At 48.4% G+C, this 25,516-nt stretch carries 32 protein-coding genes and 2 tRNA genes; 14 read left to right on the top strand and 20 right to left on the bottom strand.

Annotated features, from left to right (window positions below):
- Positions 1–170 precede the first annotated feature (170 nt).
- Positions 171–1,880: a Na/Pi cotransporter family protein gene (locus L6468_RS09115; protein ID WP_237793034.1), complete on the top strand. Its 1,710-nt coding sequence runs from the start codon at positions 171–173 to the stop codon at positions 1,878–1,880.
- 11 nt (positions 1,881–1,891) lie between these two features.
- On the opposite strand, the gene L6468_RS09110 is transcribed toward L6468_RS09115, so the two are convergent.
- Both L6468_RS09110 and phoB read right to left on the bottom strand, forming a co-directional pair.
- The gene (locus L6468_RS09110; protein ID WP_237793033.1) at positions 1,892–3,373 is read right to left on the bottom strand and encodes a sensor histidine kinase; all 1,482 of its coding nucleotides are present in this window, start codon (positions 3,371–3,373) and stop codon (positions 1,892–1,894) included.
- Positions 3,366–4,055 carry a two-component system response regulator PhoB gene (phoB, locus tag L6468_RS09105; protein ID WP_091819023.1) on the bottom strand — a complete coding sequence of 230 codons (690 nt, stop codon included), beginning with the start codon at positions 4,053–4,055 and terminating at the stop codon, positions 3,366–3,368. Before phoB ends, L6468_RS09110 begins: the two co-directional genes overlap by 8 nt.
- Positions 4,056–4,236: 181 nt before the next feature.
- Between phoB and L6468_RS09100 the strand changes: the two genes are divergently transcribed.
- From L6468_RS09100 to L6468_RS09075, 6 genes are all read left to right on the top strand, one after another.
- Positions 4,237–4,731, top strand: coding sequence for an S-ribosylhomocysteine lyase (locus tag L6468_RS09100; protein WP_237793032.1), 495 nt, complete (start codon positions 4,237–4,239; stop codon positions 4,729–4,731).
- A gap of 24 nt (positions 4,732–4,755) precedes the next feature.
- A complete protein-coding gene (locus tag L6468_RS09095; RefSeq protein ID WP_237793031.1) occupies positions 4,756–5,688 on the top strand; it encodes a DMT family transporter in 933 nt (310 codons plus the stop codon).
- Positions 5,689–5,761: 73 nt separating this feature from the next.
- Positions 5,762–7,009: a DUF1015 domain-containing protein gene (locus L6468_RS09090; RefSeq protein WP_091819026.1), complete on the top strand. Its 1,248-nt coding sequence runs from the start codon at positions 5,762–5,764 to the stop codon at positions 7,007–7,009.
- A 28-nt stretch (positions 7,010–7,037) separates the two neighbouring features.
- Positions 7,038–7,622, top strand: a complete 585-nt coding sequence (locus L6468_RS09085; protein ID WP_237793030.1) for an IMPACT family protein — start codon at positions 7,038–7,040, stop codon at positions 7,620–7,622.
- Between the two features lie 82 nt (positions 7,623–7,704).
- A tRNA-Ser gene (locus L6468_RS09080) sits at positions 7,705–7,791 on the top strand.
- Between the two features lie 297 nt (positions 7,792–8,088).
- Positions 8,089–9,258, top strand: coding sequence for a site-specific integrase (locus tag L6468_RS09075; protein ID WP_237793029.1), 1,170 nt, complete (start codon positions 8,089–8,091; stop codon positions 9,256–9,258).
- A gap of 18 nt (positions 9,259–9,276) precedes the next feature.
- Here L6468_RS09075 and L6468_RS09070 read toward each other — a convergent pair whose 3' ends face one another.
- From L6468_RS09070 to L6468_RS08985, 18 genes are all read right to left on the bottom strand, one after another.
- Positions 9,277–9,609, bottom strand: coding sequence for a hypothetical protein (locus L6468_RS09070; protein ID WP_237793028.1), 333 nt, complete (start codon positions 9,607–9,609; stop codon positions 9,277–9,279).
- Complete coding sequence (locus L6468_RS09065; protein ID WP_237793027.1) at positions 9,606–9,962, bottom strand: hypothetical protein; 357 nt, start codon at positions 9,960–9,962, stop codon at positions 9,606–9,608. Before L6468_RS09065 ends, L6468_RS09070 begins: the two co-directional genes overlap by 4 nt.
- Positions 9,959–10,906, bottom strand: coding sequence for a tyrosine-type recombinase/integrase (locus L6468_RS09060; RefSeq protein ID WP_237793026.1), 948 nt, complete (start codon positions 10,904–10,906; stop codon positions 9,959–9,961). The genes L6468_RS09065 and L6468_RS09060 overlap by 4 nt, the downstream gene beginning before the upstream one ends.
- A 72-nt stretch (positions 10,907–10,978) precedes the next feature.
- Positions 10,979–11,287: a hypothetical protein gene (locus tag L6468_RS09055; RefSeq protein WP_237793025.1), complete on the bottom strand. Its 309-nt coding sequence runs from the start codon at positions 11,285–11,287 to the stop codon at positions 10,979–10,981.
- A gap of 223 nt (positions 11,288–11,510) precedes the next feature.
- On the bottom strand, positions 11,511–11,828 hold the full coding sequence (locus tag L6468_RS09050; RefSeq protein WP_237793024.1) for a MutS N-terminal domain-containing protein: 318 nt from the start codon (positions 11,826–11,828) through the stop codon (positions 11,511–11,513).
- A 54-nt stretch (positions 11,829–11,882) separates the two neighbouring features.
- Entirely contained in the window at positions 11,883–12,398 is a 516-nt protein-coding gene (locus L6468_RS09045) for a hypothetical protein (RefSeq protein WP_237793023.1), read from the bottom strand.
- Positions 12,399–12,550: 152 nt separating this feature from the next.
- A complete protein-coding gene (locus L6468_RS09040) occupies positions 12,551–12,715 on the bottom strand; it encodes a DpnD/PcfM family protein (RefSeq protein ID WP_237793022.1) in 165 nt (54 codons plus the stop codon).
- A 55-nt stretch (positions 12,716–12,770) separates the two neighbouring features.
- Complete coding sequence (locus tag L6468_RS09035; RefSeq protein WP_237793021.1) at positions 12,771–13,826, bottom strand: hypothetical protein; 1,056 nt, start codon at positions 13,824–13,826, stop codon at positions 12,771–12,773.
- Between the two features lie 280 nt (positions 13,827–14,106).
- Positions 14,107–14,640 (bottom strand): hypothetical protein, encoded by a 534-nt coding sequence (locus L6468_RS09030; protein ID WP_237793020.1) that lies wholly within the window; start codon positions 14,638–14,640, stop codon positions 14,107–14,109.
- A gap of 61 nt (positions 14,641–14,701) precedes the next feature.
- Positions 14,702–15,298, bottom strand: a complete 597-nt coding sequence (locus L6468_RS09025; RefSeq protein ID WP_237793019.1) for a hypothetical protein — start codon at positions 15,296–15,298, stop codon at positions 14,702–14,704.
- Positions 15,299–15,356: 58 nt separating this feature from the next.
- On the bottom strand, positions 15,357–15,572 hold the full coding sequence (locus L6468_RS09020; protein WP_237793018.1) for a hypothetical protein: 216 nt from the start codon (positions 15,570–15,572) through the stop codon (positions 15,357–15,359).
- Positions 15,573–15,626: 54 nt separating this feature from the next.
- Positions 15,627–15,869, bottom strand: a complete 243-nt coding sequence (locus L6468_RS09015; RefSeq protein ID WP_237793017.1) for a hypothetical protein — start codon at positions 15,867–15,869, stop codon at positions 15,627–15,629.
- Positions 15,870–15,918: 49 nt separating this feature from the next.
- On the bottom strand, positions 15,919–16,437 hold the full coding sequence (locus L6468_RS09010) for a phosphoribosyltransferase (protein ID WP_237793016.1): 519 nt from the start codon (positions 16,435–16,437) through the stop codon (positions 15,919–15,921).
- Positions 16,438–17,049: 612 nt separating this feature from the next.
- Complete coding sequence (locus tag L6468_RS09005) at positions 17,050–17,400, bottom strand: hypothetical protein (protein ID WP_237793015.1); 351 nt, start codon at positions 17,398–17,400, stop codon at positions 17,050–17,052.
- Between the two features lie 46 nt (positions 17,401–17,446).
- Complete coding sequence (locus tag L6468_RS09000) at positions 17,447–17,608, bottom strand: hypothetical protein (protein WP_237793014.1); 162 nt, start codon at positions 17,606–17,608, stop codon at positions 17,447–17,449.
- 59 nt (positions 17,609–17,667) lie between these two features.
- Positions 17,668–18,093, bottom strand: coding sequence for a hypothetical protein (locus tag L6468_RS08995; RefSeq protein WP_237793013.1), 426 nt, complete (start codon positions 18,091–18,093; stop codon positions 17,668–17,670).
- A gap of 51 nt (positions 18,094–18,144) precedes the next feature.
- The gene (locus tag L6468_RS08990; RefSeq protein ID WP_237793012.1) at positions 18,145–18,405 is read right to left on the bottom strand and encodes a hypothetical protein; all 261 of its coding nucleotides are present in this window, start codon (positions 18,403–18,405) and stop codon (positions 18,145–18,147) included.
- A gap of 777 nt (positions 18,406–19,182) precedes the next feature.
- Positions 19,183–19,758: a hypothetical protein gene (locus L6468_RS08985; RefSeq protein ID WP_237793011.1), complete on the bottom strand. Its 576-nt coding sequence runs from the start codon at positions 19,756–19,758 to the stop codon at positions 19,183–19,185.
- 1,397 nt (positions 19,759–21,155) lie between these two features.
- Here L6468_RS08985 and L6468_RS08980 point away from each other — a divergent pair.
- The 7 genes from L6468_RS08980 to L6468_RS08950 all read left to right on the top strand — a co-directional run bounded on the left by L6468_RS08980 (position 21,156) and on the right by L6468_RS08950 (position 25,510).
- Positions 21,156–21,243 (top strand) — tRNA-Ser (locus L6468_RS08980).
- Between the two features lie 24 nt (positions 21,244–21,267).
- Positions 21,268–21,720 (top strand): hypothetical protein, encoded by a 453-nt coding sequence (locus L6468_RS08975; protein ID WP_237793010.1) that lies wholly within the window; start codon positions 21,268–21,270, stop codon positions 21,718–21,720.
- Between the two features lie 4 nt (positions 21,721–21,724).
- Positions 21,725–22,393, top strand: a complete 669-nt coding sequence (locus L6468_RS08970) for a hypothetical protein (RefSeq protein WP_237793009.1) — start codon at positions 21,725–21,727, stop codon at positions 22,391–22,393.
- An 11-nt stretch (positions 22,394–22,404) separates the two neighbouring features.
- Entirely contained in the window at positions 22,405–23,040 is a 636-nt protein-coding gene (locus L6468_RS08965; RefSeq protein ID WP_237793008.1) for a hypothetical protein, read from the top strand.
- A gap of 70 nt (positions 23,041–23,110) precedes the next feature.
- The gene (locus L6468_RS08960) at positions 23,111–23,734 is read left to right on the top strand and encodes a hypothetical protein (protein WP_237793007.1); all 624 of its coding nucleotides are present in this window, start codon (positions 23,111–23,113) and stop codon (positions 23,732–23,734) included.
- Positions 23,715–23,984, top strand: coding sequence for a hypothetical protein (locus tag L6468_RS08955; RefSeq protein ID WP_237793006.1), 270 nt, complete (start codon positions 23,715–23,717; stop codon positions 23,982–23,984). The genes L6468_RS08960 and L6468_RS08955 overlap by 20 nt, the downstream gene beginning before the upstream one ends.
- Positions 23,981–25,510: a DNA primase family protein gene (locus L6468_RS08950; protein ID WP_237793005.1), complete on the top strand. Its 1,530-nt coding sequence runs from the start codon at positions 23,981–23,983 to the stop codon at positions 25,508–25,510. Before L6468_RS08955 ends, L6468_RS08950 begins: the two co-directional genes overlap by 4 nt.
- Positions 25,511–25,516 lie beyond the last annotated feature (6 nt).

Genomic DNA, 25,516 nt, shown 5'->3' with positions numbered 1-25,516 from the left:
TGCCAACCGTTAGTGATTGACATTGCAAAGGTAAATGGAGCATGTTACAAGAATATTTCATTCGTGTGATAGATAGGTTACAACGCCGTTTGTAACAACATTGTAACATCAGTGTAACATGAGCGTAACAAGATTGTAATACCTTTGTACCCTGAAAAAAACAAATGACAATGGAATTGATTATCGGCATTTTTAATCTTGTGGGGTCGCTGGCATTGTTTCTCTATGGAATGAAGACAATGTCGGAAGGACTTGAGAAGTTTGCGGGCAATCGTCTGCGCAGTATTCTGGCAGCTATGACCAAGAACCGTGTGATGGGTGTCCTGACAGGAATTCTGATCACGGCCCTCATTCAGTCGTCAAGCGCTACAACCGTGATGGTTGTAAGCTTCGTTAATGCAGGACTGATGACACTTGGCCAATCCATTGGTGTCATCATGGGTGCAAACATTGGAACCACGGTTACAGCATGGATTATATCAGCAGTTGGCTTTAAGGTGAATATCGCCGCCTTTGCCATTCCCTTACTATCGATTGGTATGCCCCTGATATTCAGTAGCAAAGGGTCACGCAAAAGTATTGGTGAGTTTATATTCGGCTTTTCTTTCCTCTTTATGGGTTTGTCGTTTCTGCAAGAGGCAGCTACCACAATGAATATCGGTGATATGGTGGCTGGTATGTTGGCCCACGTGCCCCAAGACTCGTTCCTAACCATTATTCTCTTCGTTATTGTTGGTGCACTGGTCACGATGATTGTTCAGGCATCGGCAGCCACGATGGCTATCACGCTGATGCTCTTTGGCATGAATATCCCTGGTTTTGGATTTGAGCAGGCTGCTGCGTTGGCTATGGGTCAGAATATAGGTACTACCATCACAGCCTTTATGGCCTCTTTGACAGCCAACACGCAAGCTCGAAGAGCAGCCTTGGCCCACATGTTCTTCAATGTGTTTGGTGTCGTAGTCTTCCTCATTGTGTTCTATCCAGCCTGCGATGCCGTCAGTTGGGTTGTAGAGAATATCCTAGGTGGCGGTAATGACTTGTTTAAACTCTCAGCCTTCCATACCGCTTTCAATGTCATTAACACCCTGTTGCTCATCGGTTTTGTGAAGCAGATAGAGATGCTCGTGTGTCGTGTGCTGCCTATGAAGGCCCAGGACGAAGACTATCGCCTGCGCTTCATCAGTGGTGGCCTGCTCTCTACAGCCGAGCTCAGCATCATGGAGGCTCAGAAGGAGATTCACAGTTTCGCTGAGCGCTGTCAGCGCATGGCCGGTTTTGTGCCCACGCTCTTGGAAACACAAGACGAGATGGAGTTTAATAAGATCTTTGCCCGTATCGAGAAATACGAGAATATTACCGACTCGATGGAGATGGAGATAGCCAGTTATCTGAATAAAGTAAGCGAGGGACGTCTGTCTGATGCCTCAAAGACGCAGATTCAGAAGATGCTCCGCCAGATATCAGAACTAGAGTCGATAGGTGACTCTGTATATAATCTTGGGCGTACCTTAAACCGTCACCGTATGCACTGCCAGAAATCTTTTACCGCAGAACAGAAACAGCATATGATGACGATGCTGCAGTTGGTAGATGCTGCCCTCAGTGAGATGCTGAAGCGCATAGACCAACCTACAACAAAGTCGGGTGTTAAGACGTCGCTCAACATCGAACATGAAATCAACAACTACCGTACCCAGTTGAAAAACCAGAATCTACACGATGTCAACGCAGGTCTCTACGACTATCAGCTCGGTGTGTTCTACGTTGACTTTATCTCGGAGTGTGAGAGACTTGGCGACTACGTGATGAACGTTGTTCAGGCTGGAAAGGGACTGAGTAATGACTTTGGCGACGGTCCTGTCAATGGGATGGCTTGATGGGGCGTTGGCTATTTGGCGTCTACGACAAGAAAACGTGCCAGGGTGAACCTGATGGTGAGTCCACCACCAGGAGTCGCAAGTGCCTCAACTTGTCCGCCGTGAGCCAATACTGCATTCTTGACGATGGCAAGCCCTAGGCCTGTGCCCCCCAACTTGCGTGAACGTCCCTTGTCCACACGGTAGAAACGTTCAAACAGATGTTCACGGTGCTTTGCCTCTACACCAAGACCGTTGTCGCTTACCTGAAACTCAAAGAAGTGCCGTCCTTCCGTTTCAATTTCCCGGCAGGCGATGATCAGTCGGGTCGCCCCGCTGGCATAGGAAATAGTATTGTCTATCAGATTTCTGAAAATGCTATAGAGTAAGCTTGAATCACCCAGCACCTCTATATGTTCTAGTAGGTGGAGTTCAAGTTTGATGCCTTTATTCTGTAATTGCAAGTCAGTGTCGTCTGTCACATTGTTGATAATCTGCAACACGTCAACCTGACGGTATTCGTGCCGAATATTAGATGAGCCATCGTCAATCTCGTCGAGTTTGGTGAGAACACTCATATCCAACAGAAGCTTGTTCATGCGTTCGCTTTGAGCATAGCAACGTTCCAGGAAATGTTTTTTCTTATCATCAGGCATGTCGGGATTATCGATGATGCTCTCTAAATAACCATGAATGCTGGCAGCAGGTGTCTTTAGTTCATGAGCAGCATTCTGTGTAAGTTGTCGCTTGATACGGACCTTGTCTTCTTCAGAATGCCGTAGTTTCCAGTATAACATAATGATAGCGTGACTGATATCTCCCAATTCGTCATCAGGCAGTCTGCGTTCTAATTCATGATCGAGTTCCTGGCCTTCCTCGGCCTTTACGGCAAATTCGCGTAAGTAACCTATATGGCGACTGATGCGGTGAGTGATATAGTAGAGCACAATGCCAAGTAGCAAGGTGAGAACACCAGAGTAGTAAATGTAAGTGTTGTCTGCCTGCAGTGAGCGCGTAAGTTCTGCAGAATATGGCACGGCAGCACGTACAATCACGTCGCCAAAGCGTGTGGCAGAATAGAAGTAGGTCTCATGGGTAGATTGTGACATACGTTTGATGTCATAGCCACTGCCTTCTCGCAAAGCCTGTTGGATTTCCCTTCTCTGTAGGTGATTTCCCAAGTCTTTCACGTTCGTGTCGTAACTGTCAAGGATAACCCGTCCTTCCTTGTCAATCACCGACACTCGAAGCCCCTCCATCTGATGGTGTAAGACGTAATTGCGAAAAGTATGGCTGCAGACGATGCTGTCCATACCTACAGTCTGCACCATCTCATAGTTATACATCTGCAGTCGTGAGTGAAGGATATCAATTTTATACTCTTTTTCACGCTTATACTGATATACACTAAAACAAATAGCAAATAGCAGGAACACACCACCGATGCTCAGCAGAAGGTTGCGTTGAAAGGATTTACTCTTCGGCTCTGGCGTAAAAGGTTCCCGTTTAGTCACATCTTTCAAAGTAGTAGCCATATCCCACACGAGTTTTTATCTGTTTTCCATAATGATCTATCTTCTTGCGCAATCTGGTGATATTGACATCCACCGTACGGTCGAGCACCAATACATCCTGTGGCCAACAATACTTCAGCAGGTCCTCTCGGGAAAACACCTTGTTGGGATGCTGGAGAAAAAACGACAACAACTCAAATTCCAGTTTTGTAAATTCCAGTTCCTTTCCGTCGCATGTGACAGTTTTGGCATTCAGGTCAACAGTGATACCCTCATAAACAATCTTGTTCTCAGCAGGACTTGATGCGCCTTGCTGCAGTTGTGCACGTCTGAGCACAGCCTTTACTCTGGCCTTCACTTCTTTCATACCCAGCGGCTTGGTGATATAGTCATCGGCACCGATATTCAATCCCTTTACCAGATTGTCCTCACTATCGAGTGCCGTGATGAAAATAATTGGAATCCGCATAGTGGCAGCATCGTTCTTTAATCTGCGCGCCAACTGGAACCCCGACATTTCTCCCATCATCACGTCCAGCAGTATCAGAGAATAGTCCTGTAGAGGTAGGTCCAACGCCTCCTCTGCCGAGTTTGCTGTTGTTACCTCAAATCCTTCTGTTTCGAGATTGTATTGCAGTATCTCACAGATATCCTGCTCATCATCTACAACAAGTATCTTCATGATTCTTTTGTATTTCTTGGTACAAAGATACGAACTAATTTTGAAAAACAAAAATGTTACTTGTTACAAAATGATTAAAACTCAAATTTGCAGGTGCTTTTCTCTGCTAAGCAATAAATGGCCAGGAAATACGTTATTATTACTAAAACAGATAATTCTAATGAGAAAAATATTTTAAATAATGGAAGTCATACAAAGTTTTACAATTGATCATACACATCTGAAGCCGGGTATCTATGTGTCCCGTGTAGATAAGGGTTTTACAACGTTTGACCTACGTATCACAGAACCCAATAAGGAGCCGGCAGTAGCTCCTGCTGCCATACATAGTATTGAGCATCTGATGGCAACATGGTTTCGTAATTCTCATGTTAAGGAAGATGTGGTATATGTTGGTCCTATGGGCTGCCTCACGGGTATGTACATCATTATGACGGGTGATTACAGCGTAGAGGATATGCGTCAGTTGACCATAGAGTGCCTGGAGTGGATTCTAACCCAGAATGAAGTACCGGCAACCCGTCCGGAGGCTTGCGGAAACTATTTGTTGCACGACCTGCCCATGTGTAAGTGGGAATGTGCCCGCTATTTGGATCGACTGAGGAATGATTTTCATTCAGAGTATACCAAACTCCAGATTACGTTGAGCGACGGCAAGACCTTTGCTGACGCCTAAACGGGCATCTGACACCGTAATAGCATGTCAAAACAGACGCTCTTTCAACGCCCTTTGTGGGCTGCACTCTTTGCCTTCACTGCAGCGTTTCTGTGGGGATGGGCCTATCCGTTTATTAAACTGGGGTTCGATGAGTTTGAGATTACGGCTGATATGACGGGCAGCAAGATGCTGTTTGCCGGCATCCGTTTCTTTATCTCTGGTGTTATCATCCTCTCTATTGCCAAACTGACTCATCGCTCCTTTAGTTTTAAGGAGGAGGCAAGGGACAGCGTGCTGGCCAGCAGTTTGTTTCTGTTGGCCTTCACGCTTCTGAACACCACATTGCATTATGCAGCTTTCTACATCGGTCTGTCCCATAGTCAGGGCAGTCGTGCGGCTATCCTGAACTCCTTGAGTGTGTTTGTGCTGGTGCTCCTGGCCTGCGCCTTCTTTAAGAGCGATAAACTGACGCTTCGCAAGATGGTGGGTTGTGCCATCGGTTTTGGCGGTATCCTTTCGCTGAACTTGGGAGGCGAGGGGAGTGGCTCGTTTACTTTCCTTGGCGACGGTATGATTATCCTGAATGCGCTCTGCGGCGCCTTCGCAGGACTGATGACAAGGGGTGTCAACAAGCGTGTGGATGTGTTTGTGGGCACAGGCTATAGTCTGGGTATCGGAGGCGCTTTGCTGGTGATACCAGGCCTGATACTTGGTGGTACCCTTCCGCACGTCACCCTGCTGGGACTCTTCTATCTGCTGATGCTGATAGCTATCTCTACGATAGGTTTTACGCTCTACAACAAGTTGCTGACGTGTAATCCTGTGGGAAAGATTGCCATCTGGAACTCGCTCATCCCTGTGGTGGGGGCTGTGACCTCCTGTCTGTGTCTGGCCGAGGAATTCCAGTGGAAGTATGCCGTTGCGGCCACATTGACCACAGCTGGAATATACATTATCAATAAAGGAAAGAAATAGGCATTTTCTTTTCGTGTTCTCGAAATTTTTGATTACCTTTGCGCTCTGTTAATAAAACATCAGTAATAAACCTATGGCAACAGTAAAACCATTTCGTGGCATTCGTCCACCAAAAGAGCTTGTAGAACAAGTAGAGAGCCGTCCTTATGACGTACTGGATTCTGAGGAAGCCCGTGCTGAGGCTGGCGACAACGAGAAAAGTCTGTATCATATCATTAAGCCGGAGATTGATTTCCCTGTGGGTACATCGGAATATGATCCTCGCGTCTATGAAAAGGCCGCTGAGAACTTCCAGATGTTCCAGGACAAAGGCTGGCTGGTACAGGATGAGGACGACCACTATTATATCTACGCACAGACCATGAACGGTAAGACGCAGTATGGTCTGGTGGTAGGTGCTTTGGTTGACGACTATATGCAGGGACGTATCAAGAAGCACGAGCTGACACGTCGCGACAAGGAGGAAGACCGCATGAAGCATGTCCGTGTGAACAATGCCAATATTGAGCCCGTATTCTTTGCATATCCTGATAACAGCACGCTCGATGCGCTGATTATGCGCTATGCGAAGACAGAGCCCATCTATGACTTCATTGCTCCTATCGACGGTTTCCGTCATCAGTTCTGGGTGATTAGCGATAAGGCTGATATGCAGACCATCACCGACGAGTTTGCCAAGATGCCTTCTCTCTATATCGCAGATGGTCACCACCGTTCAGCAGCTGCTGCCTTGGTTGGTGCCGAGAAACAGAAGCAGAACCCCAATCACACGGGTAAGGAGGAGTATAACTATTTCATGGCAGTATGTTTCCAGGCTTCACAGCTCACCATCCTGGATTATAACCGCGTGGTGAAAGACCTGAACGGTCTCAGTTCGGAGGAGTTCCTGAAGGCGTTGGACAAGAATTTCATCGTTGAGGATAAGGGTACGGAAATCTATAAGCCCGCCCAGCTCCATGAGTTCTCACTCTATCTGGATGAGCACTGGTATAGCTTGAAGGCTAAGGAGGGTACCTATGATAATAATGATCCTATCGGTGTGCTCGACGTGGACATCTCAAGCCGCCTGATTCTTGATGAGATCCTGAATATCGGCGACCTGCGCTCTTCAAAGCGTATCGACTTCGTCGGGGGGCTGCGCGGACTGGGCGAACTGAAGCGTCGTGTGGATAATGGCGAGATGCGTGCTGCCCTGGCGCTCTATCCTGTCTCTATGCAGCAAATCATGGATATTGCCGACAGCGGTAAGATTATGCCTCCAAAGGCAACCTGGTTTGAGCCTAAACTGCGCTCTGGACTGGTGATTCATAAATTGTCCTAATAACGTTATTACGTTATAACAGGAAAGAATGACAGACGAATTCAAGACGATAGCAACAACAAGCGAGGGATTTTACTCTGAGAAACGGAGTAAATTCCTCGCTTTTGCACATCATGTTGAGACGGTCGAGGAGGTAAAGGAGATTATTGCGCAGTATCGTAAGAAATACTATGATGCGCGCCACGTGTGCTATGCCTATATGTTGGGGCCTGAGCGTGAGGAGTTCCGTGCGAATGATGATGGGGAACCGTCGTCAACTGCCGGAAAACCCATTCTGGGTCAGATAAACTCCAACGAACTGACAGACATCCTGGTTGTCGTGGTACGCTACTATGGTGGCGTGAACCTGGGTACCAGCGGACTGATTATTGCCTACCGTGAGGCGACTGCCGATGCGATAGCCCATGCAGAGGTAGTGACGCGTCAGGTGGAGGAGCAGGTTACTTATTCCTTTGCCTATCCGCTGATGAACGACGTGATGCGAATCGTCAAGGATATGAACCCGCGTATTGTCAGTCAGACATACGATAATACCTGTCAGATTTGCCTGAGTATCCGTAAAAGTGAAGCCGAACAGTTAAAAAGCAGATTGGCGAAACTTTCCTTTGAATAAATTTGGAGGTTTCGTTGAAACTTCGTACCTTTGCATCCGCAAAAAGCGAGAGGAAAACAGAACTCGTATGAAGTGAAAATTCGGAGAGTTGGCAGAGTGATCGATCGCGCTGGACTCGAAATCCGGTATACCCTTATGGGTATCGGGGGTTTGAATCCCTCACTCTCCGCTGAACGAAGAAGGAAGTCGCAAAACGGCTTCCTTCTTTTGTTGTTGATAATCAGTTATTTATAGGTTTTAGGTGTCCTTAATGGGCTGAGTATTAGCCTAATAAGGGGATAGAGACCTCTCTGAACGGACGTAGATTTATGATGATAAATAATCATTCATGCGGACGGAATGTTTTACACATGTTTTACACCTTTCGGGGCAATGTTTTACACTTTCGGGGAAAATGACGCGAGAGTGTGGCATACGGAACAAAAAAGGAACATTTACTGATTATTAACAATAAAAGTATTCGATTATGATTGTACCAATTCTGACTTTCGTGTATGACAGGAGGCATATCGCTTCCAGTAAGAGAGAAGCAGTCGTAGAACTGCGAGTGACGTTTGAGCGCAGGGCCAAGTGGATGTCAACAGGCATTCGCCTGCTCCCGAAGCATTGGCATAACGGAACGGTGACGAACCGCGTGGATGCGAAGGAACTGAACGCTGCCCTTGATGCTATCATGGTGAAAGCGCGCAAGGTGGTGAACGCCATGATGGATGCCGGAGCGCTGAACCTTGACGAGATTCCGAGCAGGATGGAGGCCCTGACGAGGGAGAAGCGGCTCTTCGTGGACTTCTGTGAAGACAGGGCGAAGGTGCGTGTGTATGGCAAGAGTGCCGACACGGCAGACCGCTACGATCGTTTTCTGAAATGGCTCAGGGCGTGGGGTCACATTGTGTTCTTCAGCGACGTGACGGACAGGAACATCATGAAGATGGATGAAGACCTGGCGAAGACAGGGATGAAGAACTACTCGAAGTGGAACAACTACCACCGCTTCATGAACAGCTTCATTCTTGATGCTATGGATGAAGGGATGCTGAAACGGAACCCTTACAAGTGGCTTCACATAGAGAAGGAGAAGAACTGCGGTCTGCAGAAGTTTCTCACCTTGGAAGAGTTCAGGCGCTTGGAGCGCGCACCAATGGGCACAGAGAGCCTTGAAAGGGTGCGTGACTTATTCGTGTTCCAGACGTACACTTGTCTGAGTTACGTCGATTTGGTTGCTTTCGACCTCTCTTCCATCCAAGGCGGCGAAGATGCCTTGTGCTCTGATGTGAGCGTCTATACGGCGAAGAGAGGAAAGACTGGCGTGGAATTTACGCTTCTGCTGTTGAAGGGAGCGAAGAACGTCTTGAAGAAGTACGGCGGCAAGCTGCCACTGCTGAGTAACGTGAAGTACAACGAGTATCTGAAACTCGTGGCTCAGGCGGCAGGGATAGACAAGCCGATAACGACCCACTGGGCGCGTCACACAGGCGCTACGATGCTGCTGAATGACGGCGGTGTGGATATGGAAGTAATCTCAAAGATTCTTGGTCACACCAGCACACGGCAGACGAGGGCCACCTACGCAAAGTTGTTGGACAAATCCATCATTACTGCGATGAAGGGATTTGAAGAGAGACTGAATGGGAAATAATCTGAGAATAATCTGAGTCTACTGGCTCAGATTATTCCCTTTGATAAATTCACGGACCTGATAGTCTATGATTGCATCCTCGGCAGCATCGTCGTTGCCTCTGACAAGTTCAGACAAAGCCTTGATGTAGAAGTGGGCCTTGTCGGGGTCTTTGCCGATGGCAGTTCTGATAGCGTCGAGCGTAGTGGTGAGGAAGCGCGTGAACCCTTCGGGAGCATTGCCTGACTCTATCAGCGCGTCAACTTTCGTGGCGGCGATAGAGAGGCGATGCTCAATGTTTGCGAGGTCGGTGCCTGCTTCCGCGTCAGCGAAGATGCCTTGCAGTTCGCTGAGAAGTTCTTGTTTTGTCATGTTTTCATTGGCTTGATGGGATTTAAGTTCATATCCATGTCAATAAATTCGCGAATGTACTTAGCAGGCGAGCCTTTTCCACGAATCTTTGCATACTTGTACTGTGCTTCTGAGAGAAGAACAGAGACGTTGTGCTGCTTGACGGAGAAGCGGTCAGGGAAGCGTTGTGCTGCCTCGGCAGGTGTGAGCACCGTGCCGTGGCCCGCCATTGCCTTGCTGAGAGCGCGGCTCATGCCATGCGTGATAATGAAAGAGTCGTCGAAGACTACGAGTAACGCATTCTTCGGCAGCGTGTCGAGGCTAAAGGTCTTACCTTCCTCAAACGAGTAGGTTGTGTCGTTTTGGTAGTTCATAATTCTTTTGTGAAGAAGCGGATGGCAGCGTCGGACGTGTTCTTGTGTCCGATGATGTACCGCTGAATAGTGATCTGCGGAGAAGAGTGGCCCATATACTCAGAGATTTCGTAAGGGTCAACTCCCTGCATGAAGAGATTAGTGGCAAAAGAGCGTCGGCCAGTGTGAGAGCTGACATAGCGCCATTTCTCGTCTGTCGTCTCTTTGCCGCGTCGGAAGATTGTGACGCGCTCGTTGATGCCGCACCGATGACAGATGGTGCGCAACGTGGAGTTGAACGTGTCGAGGCACGGCGCAGGACACTCCACCTTCTCAGCGAGGATGGCGTGAAGCGAGGCGTGCATGGGAACATGGACGTTCTTACGAACCTTCTGAGAGAAGTACGTTATGAGCGGTGGTTCCTTCTCGAAGTCAACATTCTCCAGCGTGAGACGCACAGAGTCGCAGTTACGAGCACCTGTGAGCGCTTCAATGAGGAAGATGCGACGCACATACTGCTCGATATCGGTGAGCGGAGGGTAGTCCAGAATCTTTGCAATCTCGTGAGTGTTGAGATAGACCGCCTGAGACGGTTCGCTCTTTGCAACGAGGATGCGCTTGAACTTCTGAGTGGCCATTGGCTGCTCGTCGGCATACTCATTGATGATAGCCTTCAACTCAGCGAAGCGGTTCTTGCACGTGTTGGCGCAATAACGCTTGGCCATAGCCTCTTGAAGTTCGCGCAGATTTTGGTCTGTGATGTCTGCCCACGTCGGCAAGTGACCAACGACCTCAGTAAAGATGTCGATGGTGGGTATGCGCGTAGGATGCTTCCAAATGAATGTTCCGAGGAATGAGCGGCGCCATGCTCGCGGGTCATCGTCGTAGGTGTCGAAATAGCCCTTGACGATAGCTGCCTGATAGCGCTTGTTTTCCTCGAAAGACAGAGACTTGATTTCTTTCATACGCTTTAGGGTTTGGTTAAACTTGGTGGGTTTACAGCGAGGACGAACCTCGCTGCACTAACCCTAAAGAGACTACTTGATTTTAGCCAGCTCACGTTTGAGCCGGTCGCGTCGCTCGTCGTAGGAGCCTGGGTCTTTACCCCAATTGTCGATGTACTCCTGACGCTTACGCTCGTATTCCTCACGGTTCTCGTATTGGAAGAGCGCGTCGAGATAGTCGCGCTGCTCCTTTCGCCATTGCCGATGAAGGAGATACTTGTAGAAAAGCAGGTAGAGTAAGATGATAACAGATGCGATAGCCACCGTCAGCAGGAAGCCGAGGTAGCCAGTGAAGAGGATGATGATGGTACACCACCAAAGGAACAGTGCGAACTTGTTCATTTCTTGATGAATTTCAGATGCAAATTTACGATTTTAATTTTGAATTTCGACCGATATATAAATATATTATAATTATTTATATTCTATAGAGTAACTATCGCGCACGCGCGAGACGAGAGTTTTATTGTTCAGAATTTGAACAATAAGTTGATATTTAACTGCATTTTATTGTTCAGGTTATTGTTCAAAAATTGAACAATAAGTTGCACAATAACTTGCACAATTAGAGGCCGTCTCGTTTGACGAGTTGCTTGGTTTTACGCGGGTCTTCGAGTTGGTCGACGATGGCCACGCGGTGGCCGTTGCGCACCAGCTTCGGCAAGTACGCATCGAGAGCATGATGGGGAAATGAGACAAGACGGTCTTCCGGCCAGAATCTCATATCGTCCACGCTGGATAGCGTGACACCTAACTCCTTTGAGCAAACCTCGGCATCGTCGCCATAAGCCTCGTAGAAGTCGCCACAGCGGAAGAGGAAGAGCGCGTCGGCGTACTTCGTCTTTAGCTGCTGGAACTGCTGCAGGTAAGTCATTTCAGTCATATTCGTCTTGATTTGGTTGATAGTTGCTGCAACGGTGTTGCAGCATAGAGAGACTTAGAGGTTCTGATTGAGCAGTGCACGGAGCGGAGTTAGGTTCGGTGCAAGGGCGGTACACGCTGTGAAGTTGAGGAACGGAAGGGCCTCGGGGAACTGGTCGGTGACGTTTCGCTCTGTGCGGAGATTGAAGAGTGCTGTCTGCACGTCATAGTCGTAGTCGCGACAAGCATCCTGCATGTCGCGCAGAAGTTTGTCGGCCTTCTCGAGAGAGCGCCAATCCTCAATTGAAAGTTGGATGCGCTTGAACTTCGGATGCTCGTAGGACAGTCTGACGTACTTGTAGTTGTAGCCACCATTACCTTCTGTGGTAAACTCGGCTCTACTCTCGTGGTCATAGGCTTCAACATAGGTCACTCCTACTTCGCGCACCTCTTCCGGAATGTACTTGCGGACGAAATGCTCTGCGAGCTGCTGGAGATCGTTCTCTGCCTTCTCTACCTTCTTGTCGAAAGCAATCTTGGCCAGTTCGTGTGCGGCGGCTTCTGCCATTGCCTTTGTGATACGTTTACTCATAATTCTTTTGTTTAATGGGTTAGACATAAATGAGTACCATTTTCGTGAGGTCACGAAAATGATGGAGAGACGGTTGGTTGAAAGCGGTACCAGAGACCCTTCGGAAAACCGAAGGGCACGGTGGCAACCGCCAACTACAAGACTATGACTGATTAGTTGATGACAACATAATCGACACCTTTGTAATCGCCTTCGTCGAGCACGATGTCTTCGTTACGATACATCTGACGTGCTGCTTTGACGGCAGACTCGGCATCTTCTGACTCTATCTCAACGATGCGCTGGAGAGTCTCTGTGATTTCTACTTTGTACTTCATATTCGTTTGGGTTGGTTTGTAGGTCCTCGTGGCAGAACCACGAGGCGCATAGAGACTAAGAGAACTCGATGCCGTCTGAGTCGGCTTCGCATAGCGGCTCTTTGAGAAGAATCTCCTTGGCAAGACGCTTGGCTTCGTCGAAGTCGTCGGTGGGCACAGTGATAGTGCGTGAGCGTACCTCAGAGATACGAATCTCCATAGACTTCTTGCTTTTGAGGAACTGCTCGATCGCTTCGAGGACAGGATTCAACTCCTTGGCCGTGAGGTCGTGCTCGTGGAAGGTGTACTCGTTGCCTATACGACTCTCTACGGGATGCGTATAGATGAACATACTACCCTCTTCGACATTGAGGAACACCTCGACAACGGCGAACTCTACGCCTTGGTAGTTGATAGAGACGCTTGGGATATTGTCTTCTGACCACAGGAAATAGTGCTGGTCCTTGCTGACATCAGGCCGTCCATGCTCCAGCAGGAGATTTCTGAGTTGCTTGTACTCTTTGGTATCTCGCAGGAAATGGCGCTTGATGTGACGAGCGAGAGCCTTGGCATTGTCGGCAGACAGCTCTTCCCACACGCCCCAACCGTTCTTCTGAGGGTCGGGAACCGTAGGCGACTGCTCGCAAATCTCGTAGTTGAGTTTATCGTCTGCAGCATCCACAAAGACGGTATGCACCGTGAATGTAGAGTTGCCGCTCTTCCACGAGAAAGGACACTCTTCGAGGTCGATGGTGTTGTCATCACACTGACGGCAGAGCATACGAAGGTCGTGCTGAGCATCTTTATAGATGAAGTCGTCAGCCTCGGGTAGAGCGTCGATAATCTTAGACAGTTCGCCCAGGGCGAAGTTCGAGCACTCCCAGCGTTCCATCGTTGAGGTCTTGTAGGGATAGACGAGGAAAGTCACGTCGCCATCATCATTGAGAACGACTTCGCGCACCTTCACTCTCAGTCCTGTGACAGAGATAACTTCCACCATTGGCTCCAGCGTGTACTCAAACATCTGATTACCGTAGCGGATGTCGGCTGTCTTCTCCAAGAACTTCTTAATCATGTCGCGTTCGTCGAACATGATTTCATTGTAGCGGATTCTGTAATCTTCGTGTTTCATATTCTAAAATGGATTGGTTGTGAGCACCATTTCGTGGATGTGCACGAAATGGTGGTGAGACTCAGAGACGGCCAAAGTGACCATCGGCAGCGCGTTTCGCAGTCAGGCAGCTTCCGTAGCCGGACGCATGGACTAACATCTTTCCATCGTTTTGGACTGTGCCAACTTTCCAATTCGGACGGCCTGACGGTGTAGGCTCGTTCCAAATAGAATAACCTTTGTACTTAATCATATCATTCAGAGTTTGGTTAATGGTGGGCGCATGGCGCGCCCTTAGAGACTAATAGATGTCAATGAGCATCTTCTTGTACGGATAGCCGCCGGTGGCCTTGGTCACGTTTTCCATGACAGAATCGTAGAACTTCTTGACTTTGGCCGTGAGGTCGTTCGCGTCCTTGTACTTGCTCTTGCGAAGCCATTTGCCGCCCAAATGCTGGTGGGCTTTCTTCATGGAACACATGGCGAGATAGGATTTGTCCTGGTCGTGCTTGCTGAGCCAGATGTGACCGCATTGTGCAACTTCGAAAGTCTTGCTCTTCAAGTCAATCTCGAAATAGAGATAGATGCTGTTCTGAGCAATGTTGTTCGGCCAGTCCTCGGGACGCAGAGCGTCGAGTGTGACAAACTGAAGGTGTGGGCAGAAAGTCCCAAAGTTACCACGCACAGGCAGTAACTCTTTCACCATGGCCTTCTTGATCTCAGCGAACTCGTCTTTGTAATAGGCGCATTCGTTCTCGTTCATCTGCAACTCGTCGCGGCTGTTGAAGACCTCGGTGAGACAGATGCTGTGCTGCTTCTCAATTCTTTCTTCCATATTCTTGTAGTTTTTAGGGTTAATGAGCGAGGCCGTGTCAGTCGTTCACAGCCTCATGAGACTAAGCGTTCTTGATGGCGCTGATGATTTCGTCGATGACGGCGAGGTCGGTGGCTGCAAGATGGCCACCAGAGTAAGAGATGTGAGAACACTTGAAGCGCATGATTGGCAAATCCTTCTCACGGAGAATGTGGCCGCGATAAGTGGGCTTGTAGGTGTCGCGTTCTGAGCTATCCATCCTTCTTGTTGACGGAGTGAAGAACTGCTCCAGCACTTCATTGCCGTCGATGTGCAGGTGGAAAGCGTACTCGTTGCCTTTGTGGAGCCAATGCACTTTGAGAGAAGTGAACTGGGCAGTGAAGCCACGGTCTGCACACAGATGATAGAATCCGTGAACCTCGTCTTTCTGACCGCTTGCCGTTGCGTTGAGCAACAGTCGTTCATCGGCAGGAAACTCTTCGAGCAGCTGCTTCGCCAATGCAAGGCTGATTGTCTCGTCGCGGAAGTTGTCATTATGCGCCAAGATGCGCAGGCCATTCGCGCGGAAACGCTCGAAGACATAGAACTCAACGCCGAAGCGTTCTTCAAGATTGTTGGCAATCCTCTCGCGCTCGATCTTCTTCTCGAACTCGTCACGCATTTTCTGTAAATCCTTCATAATCTTTGTAGTTTAAGTGGTTAGACATAGAACCCACCGATATCGGCAGGTTTAGAGACTACTGCTTTCTGAGCCACTTGCGGAGAGCGGCCAGAGAGTGGAACAGCTTCTGATGGGAGTTGTGGAAGACCTGACGGCCAAAGACATCATCCTGCAAGCCTGTCGGCTCAATGGTGATGCCGTACTCCTTCTCGGTCACAACAAGCCACCTCGTCACGTTAGACATGAAGAGAATCTTCGTGCCACGAAATTCTGTGCGCCATATTGATTTCATATCATTTGGGATTGGTTGGTTGCGGTTGTGAAGTTCGCTTCACAACCAAAGAGACTAAGCGAGCGTGAGCAGTTCCTCGTGAGTGCGCTCGTTGATGAACTTGCACTTCAAAATGTCGTTGATGCAGAGTTGCTGGCCGCAGATTTCCACGGTCACGATGTCATTGAAGATGCTACGCTTCACCTCCTGGAACTTGGCGTTCAGGTGGGCCACCATTCTGTAAGAAACACGAATCAGTTTGTGTGCGCCGTTCTTCAGCGTCACAATTGCTTTGTAGTAATCGCAAGAATACCTCATAATCTTTATTTTTTTAAGGGTGAAACAAAAATTGTGAGGGCGCGATTGCTCACGCTCTCGAGAGACTGTGTTCGAAGAAAGAAATGGGATAGTTGAAAAGACGGAAGTTGTCTGTGTTGCCCAGCACTACGCAGTCGGCAGAGACATTGAGCGCATTGAGGGCAGAAACAGCCGTCGTTCCTGTGTCGAGAACATTGTCAATGAGAATGGGATGACAGTCGCTCGGCACGTCAGAGGTCAGGAAGAGGTGAAGGAGCGACATCTTGCGGATGCCGTACTTGCGCTTCCTGTAGTACTGAGTCATGTGTGGCTTACAGCCAAGGCAGTCGAGACACGCGATGCCGGTCAGCTCAGAGATTTTCTCAGCGAGAAGTTTTGTGTAAAGAGCGGCACCCGTTCGGCCAGGCATAGGCACGAGGATGCTGTTCTCGTCAGAGATAACCGACACGAGGTGTGCCATGAGTTGCGCTGCCCTGCAGATGCTACGACTGTTGCCGTCTTTCACGTCATGAGCGAGGAAACGGACAGCGTTGTAGTCTGCGAAGGAATAGACGTTTAACTTTGCCATAATCTCGTGAGTTTGGTTAGTAGTGACAAGGCGATCGTCACCGCCCTGTCAGAGAGACTCAGATTGTTACGCTTTGACGTTATCGTCCAACGGTAGCCTTTGTTTTTCTTTGGAAGTTGTGGTCTTCCGCATCCGCTCCCTTGACGCTCGGTGGACTGCGCTGCTTTCCTTTATCAGCCAATGTTACTCAGTAGGCCGTTACTTGCCCCCGCTGCCTTTACGTCCCTGAGCGGCTTCGACGTGTTTGAACGGTTTTCTTTCCGCGCCTGCCGCACAACATCTTGTACTTCGTACTTGTGTCACAGGACCGCACCGCGTGGTTTTAGGTCGGTACACGGTGGAGAACTGGCCTCGGTTATTACGACATCTGAACCTTTCGCGCCCACTTGGTTGGCAACTGCTGACGTGAGATTTCAAGCAGCGAACACTCCATGTTGTCGGGAGAAAGATTTGGCGTTTCTCCAATTGCCCCACAACGCTTCAAGTGCCTTTTGTTGTTTCTGACGCTGAGAGCCACTTCAAGGGTGGATGGAAATACGGATAACTCAGCGCGGCAAATCACGCTCTCTAATGATGGATTGTGGTTTGTTGTGGGCCATCAGGCCCGAGAGACTAATTACGCAAATATTGTCTGATTGATTCCAAGATGCCGCTGAACTCAGCGCAACCTTGGTTCATGTAGTGCTGACCGTCCTTTTTGTTCCACTGGGCACAGAAAGGATAAGGGTCGTTCGCGCAATGAGAACAGGAAACAATCATGTCACCAAACTCTATCTTGGTAATTTTCTCCACCTCGACAGAATGGATGACGTAACCGCCTGCGCTCATCATGTAATAGAGATTGCCTGCCTTTGTGATATTGTGACAGACTTCGGTTCTCTCTTTCCTCAGCCATTTGAAGGCAGGATGAAGCAGTGTTCCAGCTCCATCAAGAGGAAGATAATCGTTGTACGTTACAATCATAATCTTATGCTTTGGTTAATCGTTCGGCCACGTCAGGCCGAAGAGACTAAAATTTCGCGTCCCAAATCAGAGTGCCAGCACCAATGCCAAGGAAAGCAAAGGAACCGCCGACATTGAGGTCTTCAATGAGAATGATTGACAGAGCACCAAACATAGCGCAGGCAAGCACGAGAATATACTTCGTGCAAAGGAGAAAAATCTTCTTCATAATTCTTCAAGTTTTGGTTAATAATCGTTCGGCCTGGTCGTTCAGCCAGACTGAAGAGACTACAACTTTCCGAGAAGGTGCTTGCGCTCATGGTCTTCAAGATCGAGATTTTCCTCTAACTTTACCTTCACGATGAAGTCAAGCGTGAATTCTTCTTCCAAGACATCGTAGAGGCGAGAATCGTCACAGCGGTAGAGGATGACCTTCCGGCCAAGTTCTTCTAATCGTCTGCGGCCAGCGGCCAACTCCTTCGCCATCGTTACCTCAAACTCTTTGTTTGCTTTCTCTGAGGCAGCGCATTTCTTCTCGTAGCCCATGCAGGTTTGAACAAGCTCTTTGATAATCTTGTTGTCGCGGCATTTCATCCACAACTTACAGAACTCGTCTTTATCCATCTGAACACGATTGTAAATGTTCTCAACGTCACCGTACTCTTCGGCGGTGAGCGTTACGCCTGTGCGGTCGTAAAATTCTGATTGTAACATACTCTTATTTATTGGTTAGTGGTGGGCAGCTCATTCGTACTGCCCGAAAGACTAATCTTGGAAAGCAGGGCTTCCAAAGTTCTCAATCTGATTGTTGTTCACGTTTCCTTTCTTCACCATGGCGGCAATGCTTGTCGCTAACGGTTCAAGAATCTCGGACATCTTATCGTTCAGACATTTCTCAGCACCTAACGCACGAAGAATGTCACCGTACTGCAAAAGGAACTCCAGAGGGCTGATGAATCCCATTTCAAGATTCTCGGCCATCGTAAACAACTCTTTCTTCAATGGATTTTTCTCTAACGTAATCATAATTCTTGTAGTTTGGTTAAACAATAGAAGGAATGAGCAGCGCGCCGATCGCTCGGACATCGTACTCATTCCCGTAGTCTCGCCGACTTCGTTCATTCACCTGGGACTTTCCTCTTTCGAGGGCATCTTTGCCCCAACCGTCGGCTATTTCCGATTTGTGAATCATTCGGGAACCATGTTTCTTTATGGTCAGGTCTTGCACCTTCCTAATATCTTATTTGTCTGCCGGTCGTTCGCTCCGCTCGTTCATCGTACTGTCGTACTTTGTTCGCTCGGCTCGTTCGCCCACGAGGTTCGGCAAAGTGAATTAAGCCTACACCATCGTACTTTCAGCGGGAACCACCCGCCAATTCCAAGTGGCCAGGAATAAAGAATATGATTTCTTCGCGGTTGTTTTCACGCAGAAGAGAGCACAAAAAAGCGAGAGATTTCTCTCTCGCTCCATCGTACTCCCGTCAGATCTGCGCTTGCTTGTTTCAGACTGCTGGCATTTAGGCCAGTCCGAAGGTTTTACTTTCCTTCGCTGAGACTCGCGCACCGCTGGCGCGTTTCTTCGTCGGCTGTCAGTCGGTCCGACTACTTCAAAAAGAACCGCGAACCGTTCGACTCGTTCGGTCGTTCGGCTCGTTCGTTCGCTTGACTCTCGGCTCACTCTCGAAGAGTGTCAGGCACTTGTCACGCCTGATGTACGGATAAGCGAACTTGAAACACGAGACAAAAGGGCAAGAAAAAACCCGCTCGGCGGCGGGTTCTTTCCTGCTTGGTGTCGGCGCTCTCTTACTTGATAACGCCCAGTTCCTTCAATTGTGCCAGCATCTCGGGAGTTACGCCAATTGAGGCGGCGAGTTCGATGCGATTGGCTTCGGCGGCGGCGGCTTCGGCGGCTTTGCGCTCGCGCTCGGCAATCTTCACTTTCAGCATTGACTGCTTGGCGGCGGCGAACATCTCGTGCAGCGTCTCGGCGGGTACTTCGATAATACCGTTTTTCTCGGTGTCGCTAAAACGAACCGTGAAGCCCTTACTCTCGGCCTTGCCTTCGTTGATAATCTGTGTGAGAGTCTTCGACTCGGCGGCGAGTTCGCGCTTCGTCATGTTCTCGGCTTCGTCTGCAATCGCTTTCGTGATGCACTCGGCCATCATGTTCTGAACTTGTGAGAGATAACTCTCACGGAAGAGAGCGGCGGCGGCGGCTTCGGCTCGTTCGTAAGCCTTGGCGAGTTCGCTCTTCACTCGTTCCTGCTTGCCTTCCATTGCTTCGGCGTTCTTCACTGTGTCTTCGATTGTGTTGCGGGTTGCGCCCTTCACGTTCTTGACTTCGTTTGCAATCTCGGCGGTCATGTTCTTTATTGCCATAGTCTTCGTGCGTGGTGCTTTCCGGCCTTTCGGCTGGCGGTCGTCCTGACGCTCGGCCCTTTGGGTTAATACTAAATATGTTTCACGCGCTCGATGTTTCACGGCGCGCCCTTGTCGGCTTGGCTTGTCTCGGTGTCTCAGTCTGTGAAAGAACTCTTTGTACCTTTGTACGGTACAAAGATAATAAAAATTTGTGTTACTCACAATAGGGGTTGCAGTGACACTTTGCAAGCGCATAACTCGCTGATATATAGCAAGTTATGCGTGAAACAAAGTGCATAAAATGTGTGCAATTTGGCCCTAAATGTTAAAAGATAGGGGTCAAATGTTAAATGTTATGCATATATATGCGTATTTGTGCATATTTTGCGTATATGTCACAAAAATCCGTGAAACATTGAGCAAAGTGTCACTAAATCAGCGTGAAACATAGCAAAACGTAAGTGTTAATTTGGACTAAATATAAATAAGACGTAAGGCGCTGATAATCAGCAAGTTACGACCTATTTATAATATATCTACATAGTACGTGCGTAACTGCTTGATATATAAGGAGATACGAGGGTAAAAGTGTTAATTTCAGGCGTATATGCGTGAAACATAAGGGGTTAAAGTACACTTAATATATGGCGTTTTATAGTGTGCAAGTGTTTCACAGCCTTTTTTCGTGGAACATTTGAGCGGCCACCGAGCGCGCGAAGACGTGACAAAATGGCAGTTTTTAGGCCAAAAATGTGCCATTTTGACATAGATAGTATATATAATACTATCAGCGGAAAAGTGCATAAAATGTGCATAAAATGTGCATATATACATAAAAAGTGCATGTTTATGCAGGGGTGGCACCCCCCTGCTTTGAATTAGTTTTGCTATGTCGGTCGCCTTCAAAAAATTTTTTTCCTATTTTTCTGAGCGTTTTAACAATTCGAGGATGCGTATAAGAATGTACGCATTTCGTGTCGATAACGAGGTCAGTGAAAAAATATCGTTCACGTTTTCTATGAGCATGAAGAATGGTGTTTATGTAGAATCAGGCATAGTGTAAATGCGTATTTAATAAGGATTTATGCAGATTTATGAGATTGTGTATGTTAAAGATGTTAATGCGTGATATTTGGGTTGATGTGTTTTGCGTATGATTTTAACGATTTTGTCTATCTTTGCAATGGTTTCCGTTTTTCTATGATAGGTATATAGGGTTTGAAGTCTTAGGTTTGGCCATTTTCGCTGAAATCGAGATTATCGTTCACGGAACATGTCTGAAAGTCCTTTATATACTGGTGTTTTGCATTTTTCGTTATCGGACGCGCTTCATACGCAGAGGGATATAGAGGAATATAAGTATGCATGTTATGTGATTTATCGGGAAAAGCGGTTTATCTGGGACAAAATTTTCTGGAGAGTAAGCCTTGATGGTGATAGGGACAGACTGCTAATCTGCTTCGCTCGATGCGTTCGGGTCTGGTTCGATTCCAGTGCTCTCCGCTAACGATTAAATTTCAAAGAAAGATGGATAAGAATTTCAAAGAGTTTGTTCCGCTGTCGTTCTTAGACAGCGTGAGGTTGACGGAGCGTGAGCGTAGGATTCACGACGAGTTGGCCCGAGCCATCTTTGACGGCTTCGTGGAGGATCAGAAGACGATTACGCATGAAGTGAACAAGGCGTTGTATGAGTTTGCCGAGAAGAACGGCATGAATCTCTACGATTTGTGCTATGAGTGTGTTCCGAGTGTTCAGCCAGTAGATATGCGTGTTAGTGGCATGGATATATTCAGGCCTCAGCGTACTACTGAGTATGAGATAAAGCTGATTCCTTTGAAGTATGAGTTCTCGAAGGATGGTGGTTACTGGAAGGAGAAGTATTTCGCCTTGAAGAAGAAGATGCAGGCCCTTATTGATGATAAGGATGATGACGAGCAGGTTCATCATTGTGGTGTTGATGCTGTTGTAGAAAAGAAGTAGTGTCATGAGGCAGAAAGAGACATACCTTGAAATGGCGCAGGTGGAGCATCTGATATGTGGCTCTCCTTGGTCGCCGTTCTACATTAGGAAGAACTTAGTGATACCTAATGTGTCTTGGGGTTTCTTGAATCACGAGGCCGACTTACTTGTTGTGTCGAGTCGCAGGACGCTTACTGAGGTCGAGATAAAGCGGACGTGGAGTGACTTCATGGCCGACTTCAAGAAAGACCATACCCACTACGATAAGAAACTGAGCCACCTCTACTATGCCGTTCCTTACAGGATGGCAGAGAAGGTGTTCCACTGGCTGTATGATGGTGAGTACAAAGGAGTGTCCTGGAATGGCTCGAAGGTGAATAGCCCATCAGAGCACAATCCTCATGGTGCCGGTCTCATTGTCTATTGTGACTGGGAAGATAAAGTCGGTGGCCGTAGATGCTGGGTGAATGTCCGTGCTGGTCACATGAACAAGCAAAATGAGTATGTTATCAACGACAAACAAGAGCGTGAACTGCTGAGGCTCCTTGGTATGCGCGTCTGGGCTTTGAAGAGTGGCATTGCGAACATGCAGAATCAGGCCCATAAAGACCGTCAGAAGAGCATTGAGAAGCGCCAGCGCCTTATCGAACAGAGGGAGGCAGAGAAAGTTGATTATCCGATGTTGTTTGACTAAAAACGAGTGATATGAGTAAGTTTCAGAATGGAGATATAGTTGTCGTGCGGCAGGACTGCGGCCAGCGCGTGAAGTACCGTATCAACGGTATGGAGTTCGTGTTGGGCCTGCGTGACAAAGTGCAGGTGATGTGGTACGTCAATTCCACTCGCGTTCTTGTTGATGGTGAAGAACAGGGCTTTGACTATCCTGTGGCCATTGAAGAAGAGCTGCTGGAGAAATGGAATGACGAGAAGCCTCCTGTCGTTGAGCATCTTGGCCTTGACGTGAGGAAGGGCGATGTGACATACGAAGAGTTGGAAGATGGCAGTCAGGTGCCTGTTCACCATCAGTTGACGAACTGGGGCTTGAAGCTCAGTACCGAGCAGGAGTTGAAGCGTCTGCGTATCGTCTTAGACGAGAAGAACAAGTGTATCGAGGCTTTCAAGAAGTACGATGAAGAGCGCAAGGAGTATTATGCCAAGTTTGAGCAGAACTACGCCATGATGGAAGAGCAGTACAACCAGTTCTTAGAGGATGTCGGTGAAGAACTTGGTGATGATGTCAGGAAGGGTGTCGAGAAGATGTGGAAGTCTGGTTTGAAGATGAAGCAGAAGTACGAGAAGGCCCTGAATGAGTTGATGCGCGTGGCGAAGATCGACGTTTAGGCCCTCTTTGGGTCGCTATAACATAGCGACATACAGAACAAATTTAGTAGTAACTTAACAGATAGAAATTATGATTAGAGAAGACAATCGTTTGAGTCCGTGGAGCGTGAAGAGTCTGCTTCGCTGGAATGGTTTTGAGAAAGAGAAGAGAGGTGTTTTCGTGAATCGCGAGAAATGCATCCGTGTGTCGTTTGATGACAACCATGCCACCGTAGAATACCTGTCTGGCTGCAAGTATCACGGAAAGCGAGAGTTGTGGGATGGTGGCTGTATAGGTGCCCCAAGCCGTCCTGCCAATCATCCTACCCACTTTGTGATGTATCAGCGTGTCCTTGGCTGGCTTCTTTGCTGCAGCTTGTTTGAGAACGTGTTTGTTCCGAACTTCAAGAAGACCGTCAATGACCGTCTGAGAGCTGAGCGTTATCAGAAGTGGATGCGCAAGCAGCAGTACAACTGTCAGATAGTGATGAAGAAGATGAAGCGGTTCTTGAATGAGCAAGGCTACGAGCCGAACTTCACGAATGTCGGCTGGGTCATCAATGTCTTCAATGGTGTTATCTGTGGCAGTCTGAAAGACGTGTCGTTTAGCGTTCGTTCCTATGAGGATGGCAGCAAGCAGTTCTTTGCCTCTTTGGAGGGCGACGAGAAGATGTATCAGCTGCCCGTGAAGAAGATTGAGAAAGAACAAGAGTGAGAAGGCTATGGAAACGATGTTTAAGCGAGGTGACAAGGTGCGTATCAAGACGTGTCCCATCTTCCCGAGTGTAGAGGGAAAGACAGGAACCATCGTGCGCGTGCGCGTTGCTAAGAAAGGTGAGAAGGTTGATGGCGAGGCCGTCAAGAAAGACCTCTCCCTTTACAAGGTGCGCGTTGGTAAGCTATATGTGCCGAGCTATGCCACCGAGGACTGTCTGGAGCCTCATACTAAAAAAGAGAGCGTATGAAAGATAGTACTATTATAGATAAGATTTATGCTGGCTTGCTGAGTAGTGCCTCGAATCCAGATTATGGCTTTGAGGCCCTGCAAGGCAGGTGGGGCTACAAGACCTCCGACGGCTATAATGACAAGCTGCTGACGTTCACTAAGAATGTCCGTCGCTTGGCCAAGGAAGCCTCTATCCTCTATAACAGCGGCCAGTACTGGCTCTTTGACGACAAGATATACATTGCCGTCAGAGAAGAGTTGATCATGAGTGCCTACGACCTGTTGTTAGAGCATCTGCGTATTGTTCCCATGATTGGCAACCGTCAGTTCTGCAAGAAGTATTTCATTGACACTATCCGCTACTACAATCCGTTGAATCCGAGGAATGATGTCATCGCGTTCAAGAACGGCGTTCTGGACCTGCGAGACCTTCGACTGTATGACTTCTCACCGAAGTTCCACGTCACCTATTATCATCCCTACGAGTACAACGAGCGCGCTAAGTGTTACAAGTGGAACAACTTCCTGCATGAGGTGTTGCCAGACAAGAACAGTCGTCTGATTCTGCAGATGTTCTTAGGTTTGGGCCTGATTGAGCGTGGCACCGTCTATAACCCTTGCGAGGGCAAGGACTGTGCGAAGGTAGAGCTGTGTCTGATACTCATTGGCTCAGGCAGTAATGGTAAGAGCGTCATCTTCAATACTGCTATGGGCATCTATGGCCGTGACCGTATCAGCGGCATCGACTACGACGAACTTACTTCTCCTGGTGATGAAGGTATGCGCGCCCGACGGTTGCTGAGAGACGCTTTGTTCAACTGGAGCAGCGACTCCGACAGCAGGACGTTTGGCAGGAAGCGCACAGGTGTCTTCAAGCGTATTGTCAGCGGTGAGCCGGTCACCGACCGAAAGATTGGTGAGGATGTGCGTGAGAACGACCACCTGCCCTACCTCATCTTCAATCTGAACGAGTTGCCTTATCCTGATGACCAGAGCCTTGGCTTCATCCGCAGGTTGCAGTTCATCAGCTTTGATGTCACCATTCCCAAGGAGCGCCAGAACAAGAGTCTCAGTCAGGAGTTGATAGCCGAATATCCCGGCATCTTCAACTGGGTTCTGAGGGGTGCTCGCGAGTTGCGCCGCAGGAACTTCATCTTCCCATCGAGTGAGGGCAACAGGCGACAGATGTTGTTGGCTCAGTTACGTGTCAATCCTGTGTTGGCTTGGATCAATTCTTATCAGATGCGTTGGGATATGCGCGCAAGGAACGAGGTCGGTGTGATGATACCCACCGACACGCTGTTAGAGAGTCTGGAGCAGTTCTGTGCCGACAACGAGGTAGAGATGGTGTCTAAGCAGAAGTTTGGTCAGACGATGGCCCGTATCGGCAGCGGCTTCTTCAAGAAACGTGGTCATAAGGGCTGTGAGTATCAAATCTTCGGCTGTACTCCTGAGCGATTGAAGGAGCATTTCATCATCAGCAAGGAGTCGATGAAGATAGACTATATCGAAGAGAAAGGAACCTTTATTACTGAGGATGACTAACCCCTA

It is taken from the genome of Prevotella communis (genome assembly GCF_022024115.1).
GTDB classification, from domain to species: Bacteria; Bacteroidota; Bacteroidia; order Bacteroidales; family Bacteroidaceae; genus Prevotella; species Prevotella communis.
This window is presented reverse-complemented; position numbering and strand designations above follow the sequence as displayed.

What these genes read in the sequence shown, in the direction of transcription:
- phoB (WP_091819023.1), bottom strand. Translation starts at nt 4,055, where the DNA reads ATGAAGATACTTGTTGTAGATGATGAGCAGGATATCTGTGAGATACTG.
- L6468_RS09020 (WP_237793018.1), bottom strand. Translation starts at nt 15,572, where the DNA reads ATGAAATCAATATGGCGCACAGAATTTCGTGGCACGAAGATTCTCTTC.
- L6468_RS09100 (WP_237793032.1), top strand. Translation starts at nt 4,237, where the DNA reads ATGGAAGTCATACAAAGTTTTACAATTGATCATACACATCTGAAGCCG.
- L6468_RS09115 (WP_237793034.1), top strand. Translation starts at nt 171, where the DNA reads ATGGAATTGATTATCGGCATTTTTAATCTTGTGGGGTCGCTGGCATTG.
- L6468_RS09075 (WP_237793029.1), top strand. Translation starts at nt 8,089, where the DNA reads ATGATTGTACCAATTCTGACTTTCGTGTATGACAGGAGGCATATCGCT.
- L6468_RS09010 (WP_237793016.1), bottom strand. Translation starts at nt 16,437, where the DNA reads ATGGCAAAGTTAAACGTCTATTCCTTCGCAGACTACAACGCTGTCCGT.
- L6468_RS09070 (WP_237793028.1), bottom strand. Translation starts at nt 9,609, where the DNA reads ATGACAAAACAAGAACTTCTCAGCGAACTGCAAGGCATCTTCGCTGAC.
- L6468_RS08975 (WP_237793010.1), top strand. Translation starts at nt 21,268, where the DNA reads ATGGATAAGAATTTCAAAGAGTTTGTTCCGCTGTCGTTCTTAGACAGC.
- L6468_RS08970 (WP_237793009.1), top strand. Translation starts at nt 21,725, where the DNA reads ATGAGGCAGAAAGAGACATACCTTGAAATGGCGCAGGTGGAGCATCTG.
- L6468_RS08960 (WP_237793007.1), top strand. Translation starts at nt 23,111, where the DNA reads ATGATTAGAGAAGACAATCGTTTGAGTCCGTGGAGCGTGAAGAGTCTG.
- L6468_RS09050 (WP_237793024.1), bottom strand. Translation starts at nt 11,828, where the DNA reads ATGACTGAAATGACTTACCTGCAGCAGTTCCAGCAGCTAAAGACGAAG.
- L6468_RS09040 (WP_237793022.1), bottom strand. Translation starts at nt 12,715, where the DNA reads ATGAAGTACAAAGTAGAAATCACAGAGACTCTCCAGCGCATCGTTGAG.
- L6468_RS09035 (WP_237793021.1), bottom strand. Translation starts at nt 13,826, where the DNA reads ATGAAACACGAAGATTACAGAATCCGCTACAATGAAATCATGTTCGAC.
- L6468_RS09045 (WP_237793023.1), bottom strand. Translation starts at nt 12,398, where the DNA reads ATGAGTAAACGTATCACAAAGGCAATGGCAGAAGCCGCCGCACACGAA.
- L6468_RS09095 (WP_237793031.1), top strand. Translation starts at nt 4,756, where the DNA reads ATGTCAAAACAGACGCTCTTTCAACGCCCTTTGTGGGCTGCACTCTTT.
- L6468_RS08990 (WP_237793012.1), bottom strand. Translation starts at nt 18,405, where the DNA reads ATGATTACGTTAGAGAAAAATCCATTGAAGAAAGAGTTGTTTACGATG.
- L6468_RS09030 (WP_237793020.1), bottom strand. Translation starts at nt 14,640, where the DNA reads ATGGAAGAAAGAATTGAGAAGCAGCACAGCATCTGTCTCACCGAGGTC.
- L6468_RS09025 (WP_237793019.1), bottom strand. Translation starts at nt 15,298, where the DNA reads ATGAAGGATTTACAGAAAATGCGTGACGAGTTCGAGAAGAAGATCGAG.
- L6468_RS09005 (WP_237793015.1), bottom strand. Translation starts at nt 17,400, where the DNA reads ATGATTGTAACGTACAACGATTATCTTCCTCTTGATGGAGCTGGAACA.
- L6468_RS09060 (WP_237793026.1), bottom strand. Translation starts at nt 10,906, where the DNA reads ATGAAAGAAATCAAGTCTCTGTCTTTCGAGGAAAACAAGCGCTATCAG.
- L6468_RS09065 (WP_237793027.1), bottom strand. Translation starts at nt 9,962, where the DNA reads ATGAACTACCAAAACGACACAACCTACTCGTTTGAGGAAGGTAAGACC.
- L6468_RS09090 (WP_091819026.1), top strand. Translation starts at nt 5,762, where the DNA reads ATGGCAACAGTAAAACCATTTCGTGGCATTCGTCCACCAAAAGAGCTT.
- L6468_RS08965 (WP_237793008.1), top strand. Translation starts at nt 22,405, where the DNA reads ATGAGTAAGTTTCAGAATGGAGATATAGTTGTCGTGCGGCAGGACTGC.
- L6468_RS09000 (WP_237793014.1), bottom strand. Translation starts at nt 17,608, where the DNA reads ATGAAGAAGATTTTTCTCCTTTGCACGAAGTATATTCTCGTGCTTGCC.
- L6468_RS08950 (WP_237793005.1), top strand. Translation starts at nt 23,981, where the DNA reads ATGAAAGATAGTACTATTATAGATAAGATTTATGCTGGCTTGCTGAGT.
- L6468_RS09085 (WP_237793030.1), top strand. Translation starts at nt 7,038, where the DNA reads ATGACAGACGAATTCAAGACGATAGCAACAACAAGCGAGGGATTTTAC.
- L6468_RS09055 (WP_237793025.1), bottom strand. Translation starts at nt 11,287, where the DNA reads ATGAACAAGTTCGCACTGTTCCTTTGGTGGTGTACCATCATCATCCTC.
- L6468_RS08995 (WP_237793013.1), bottom strand. Translation starts at nt 18,093, where the DNA reads ATGTTACAATCAGAATTTTACGACCGCACAGGCGTAACGCTCACCGCC.
- L6468_RS09015 (WP_237793017.1), bottom strand. Translation starts at nt 15,869, where the DNA reads ATGAGGTATTCTTGCGATTACTACAAAGCAATTGTGACGCTGAAGAAC.
- L6468_RS08985 (WP_237793011.1), bottom strand. Translation starts at nt 19,758, where the DNA reads ATGGCAATAAAGAACATGACCGCCGAGATTGCAAACGAAGTCAAGAAC.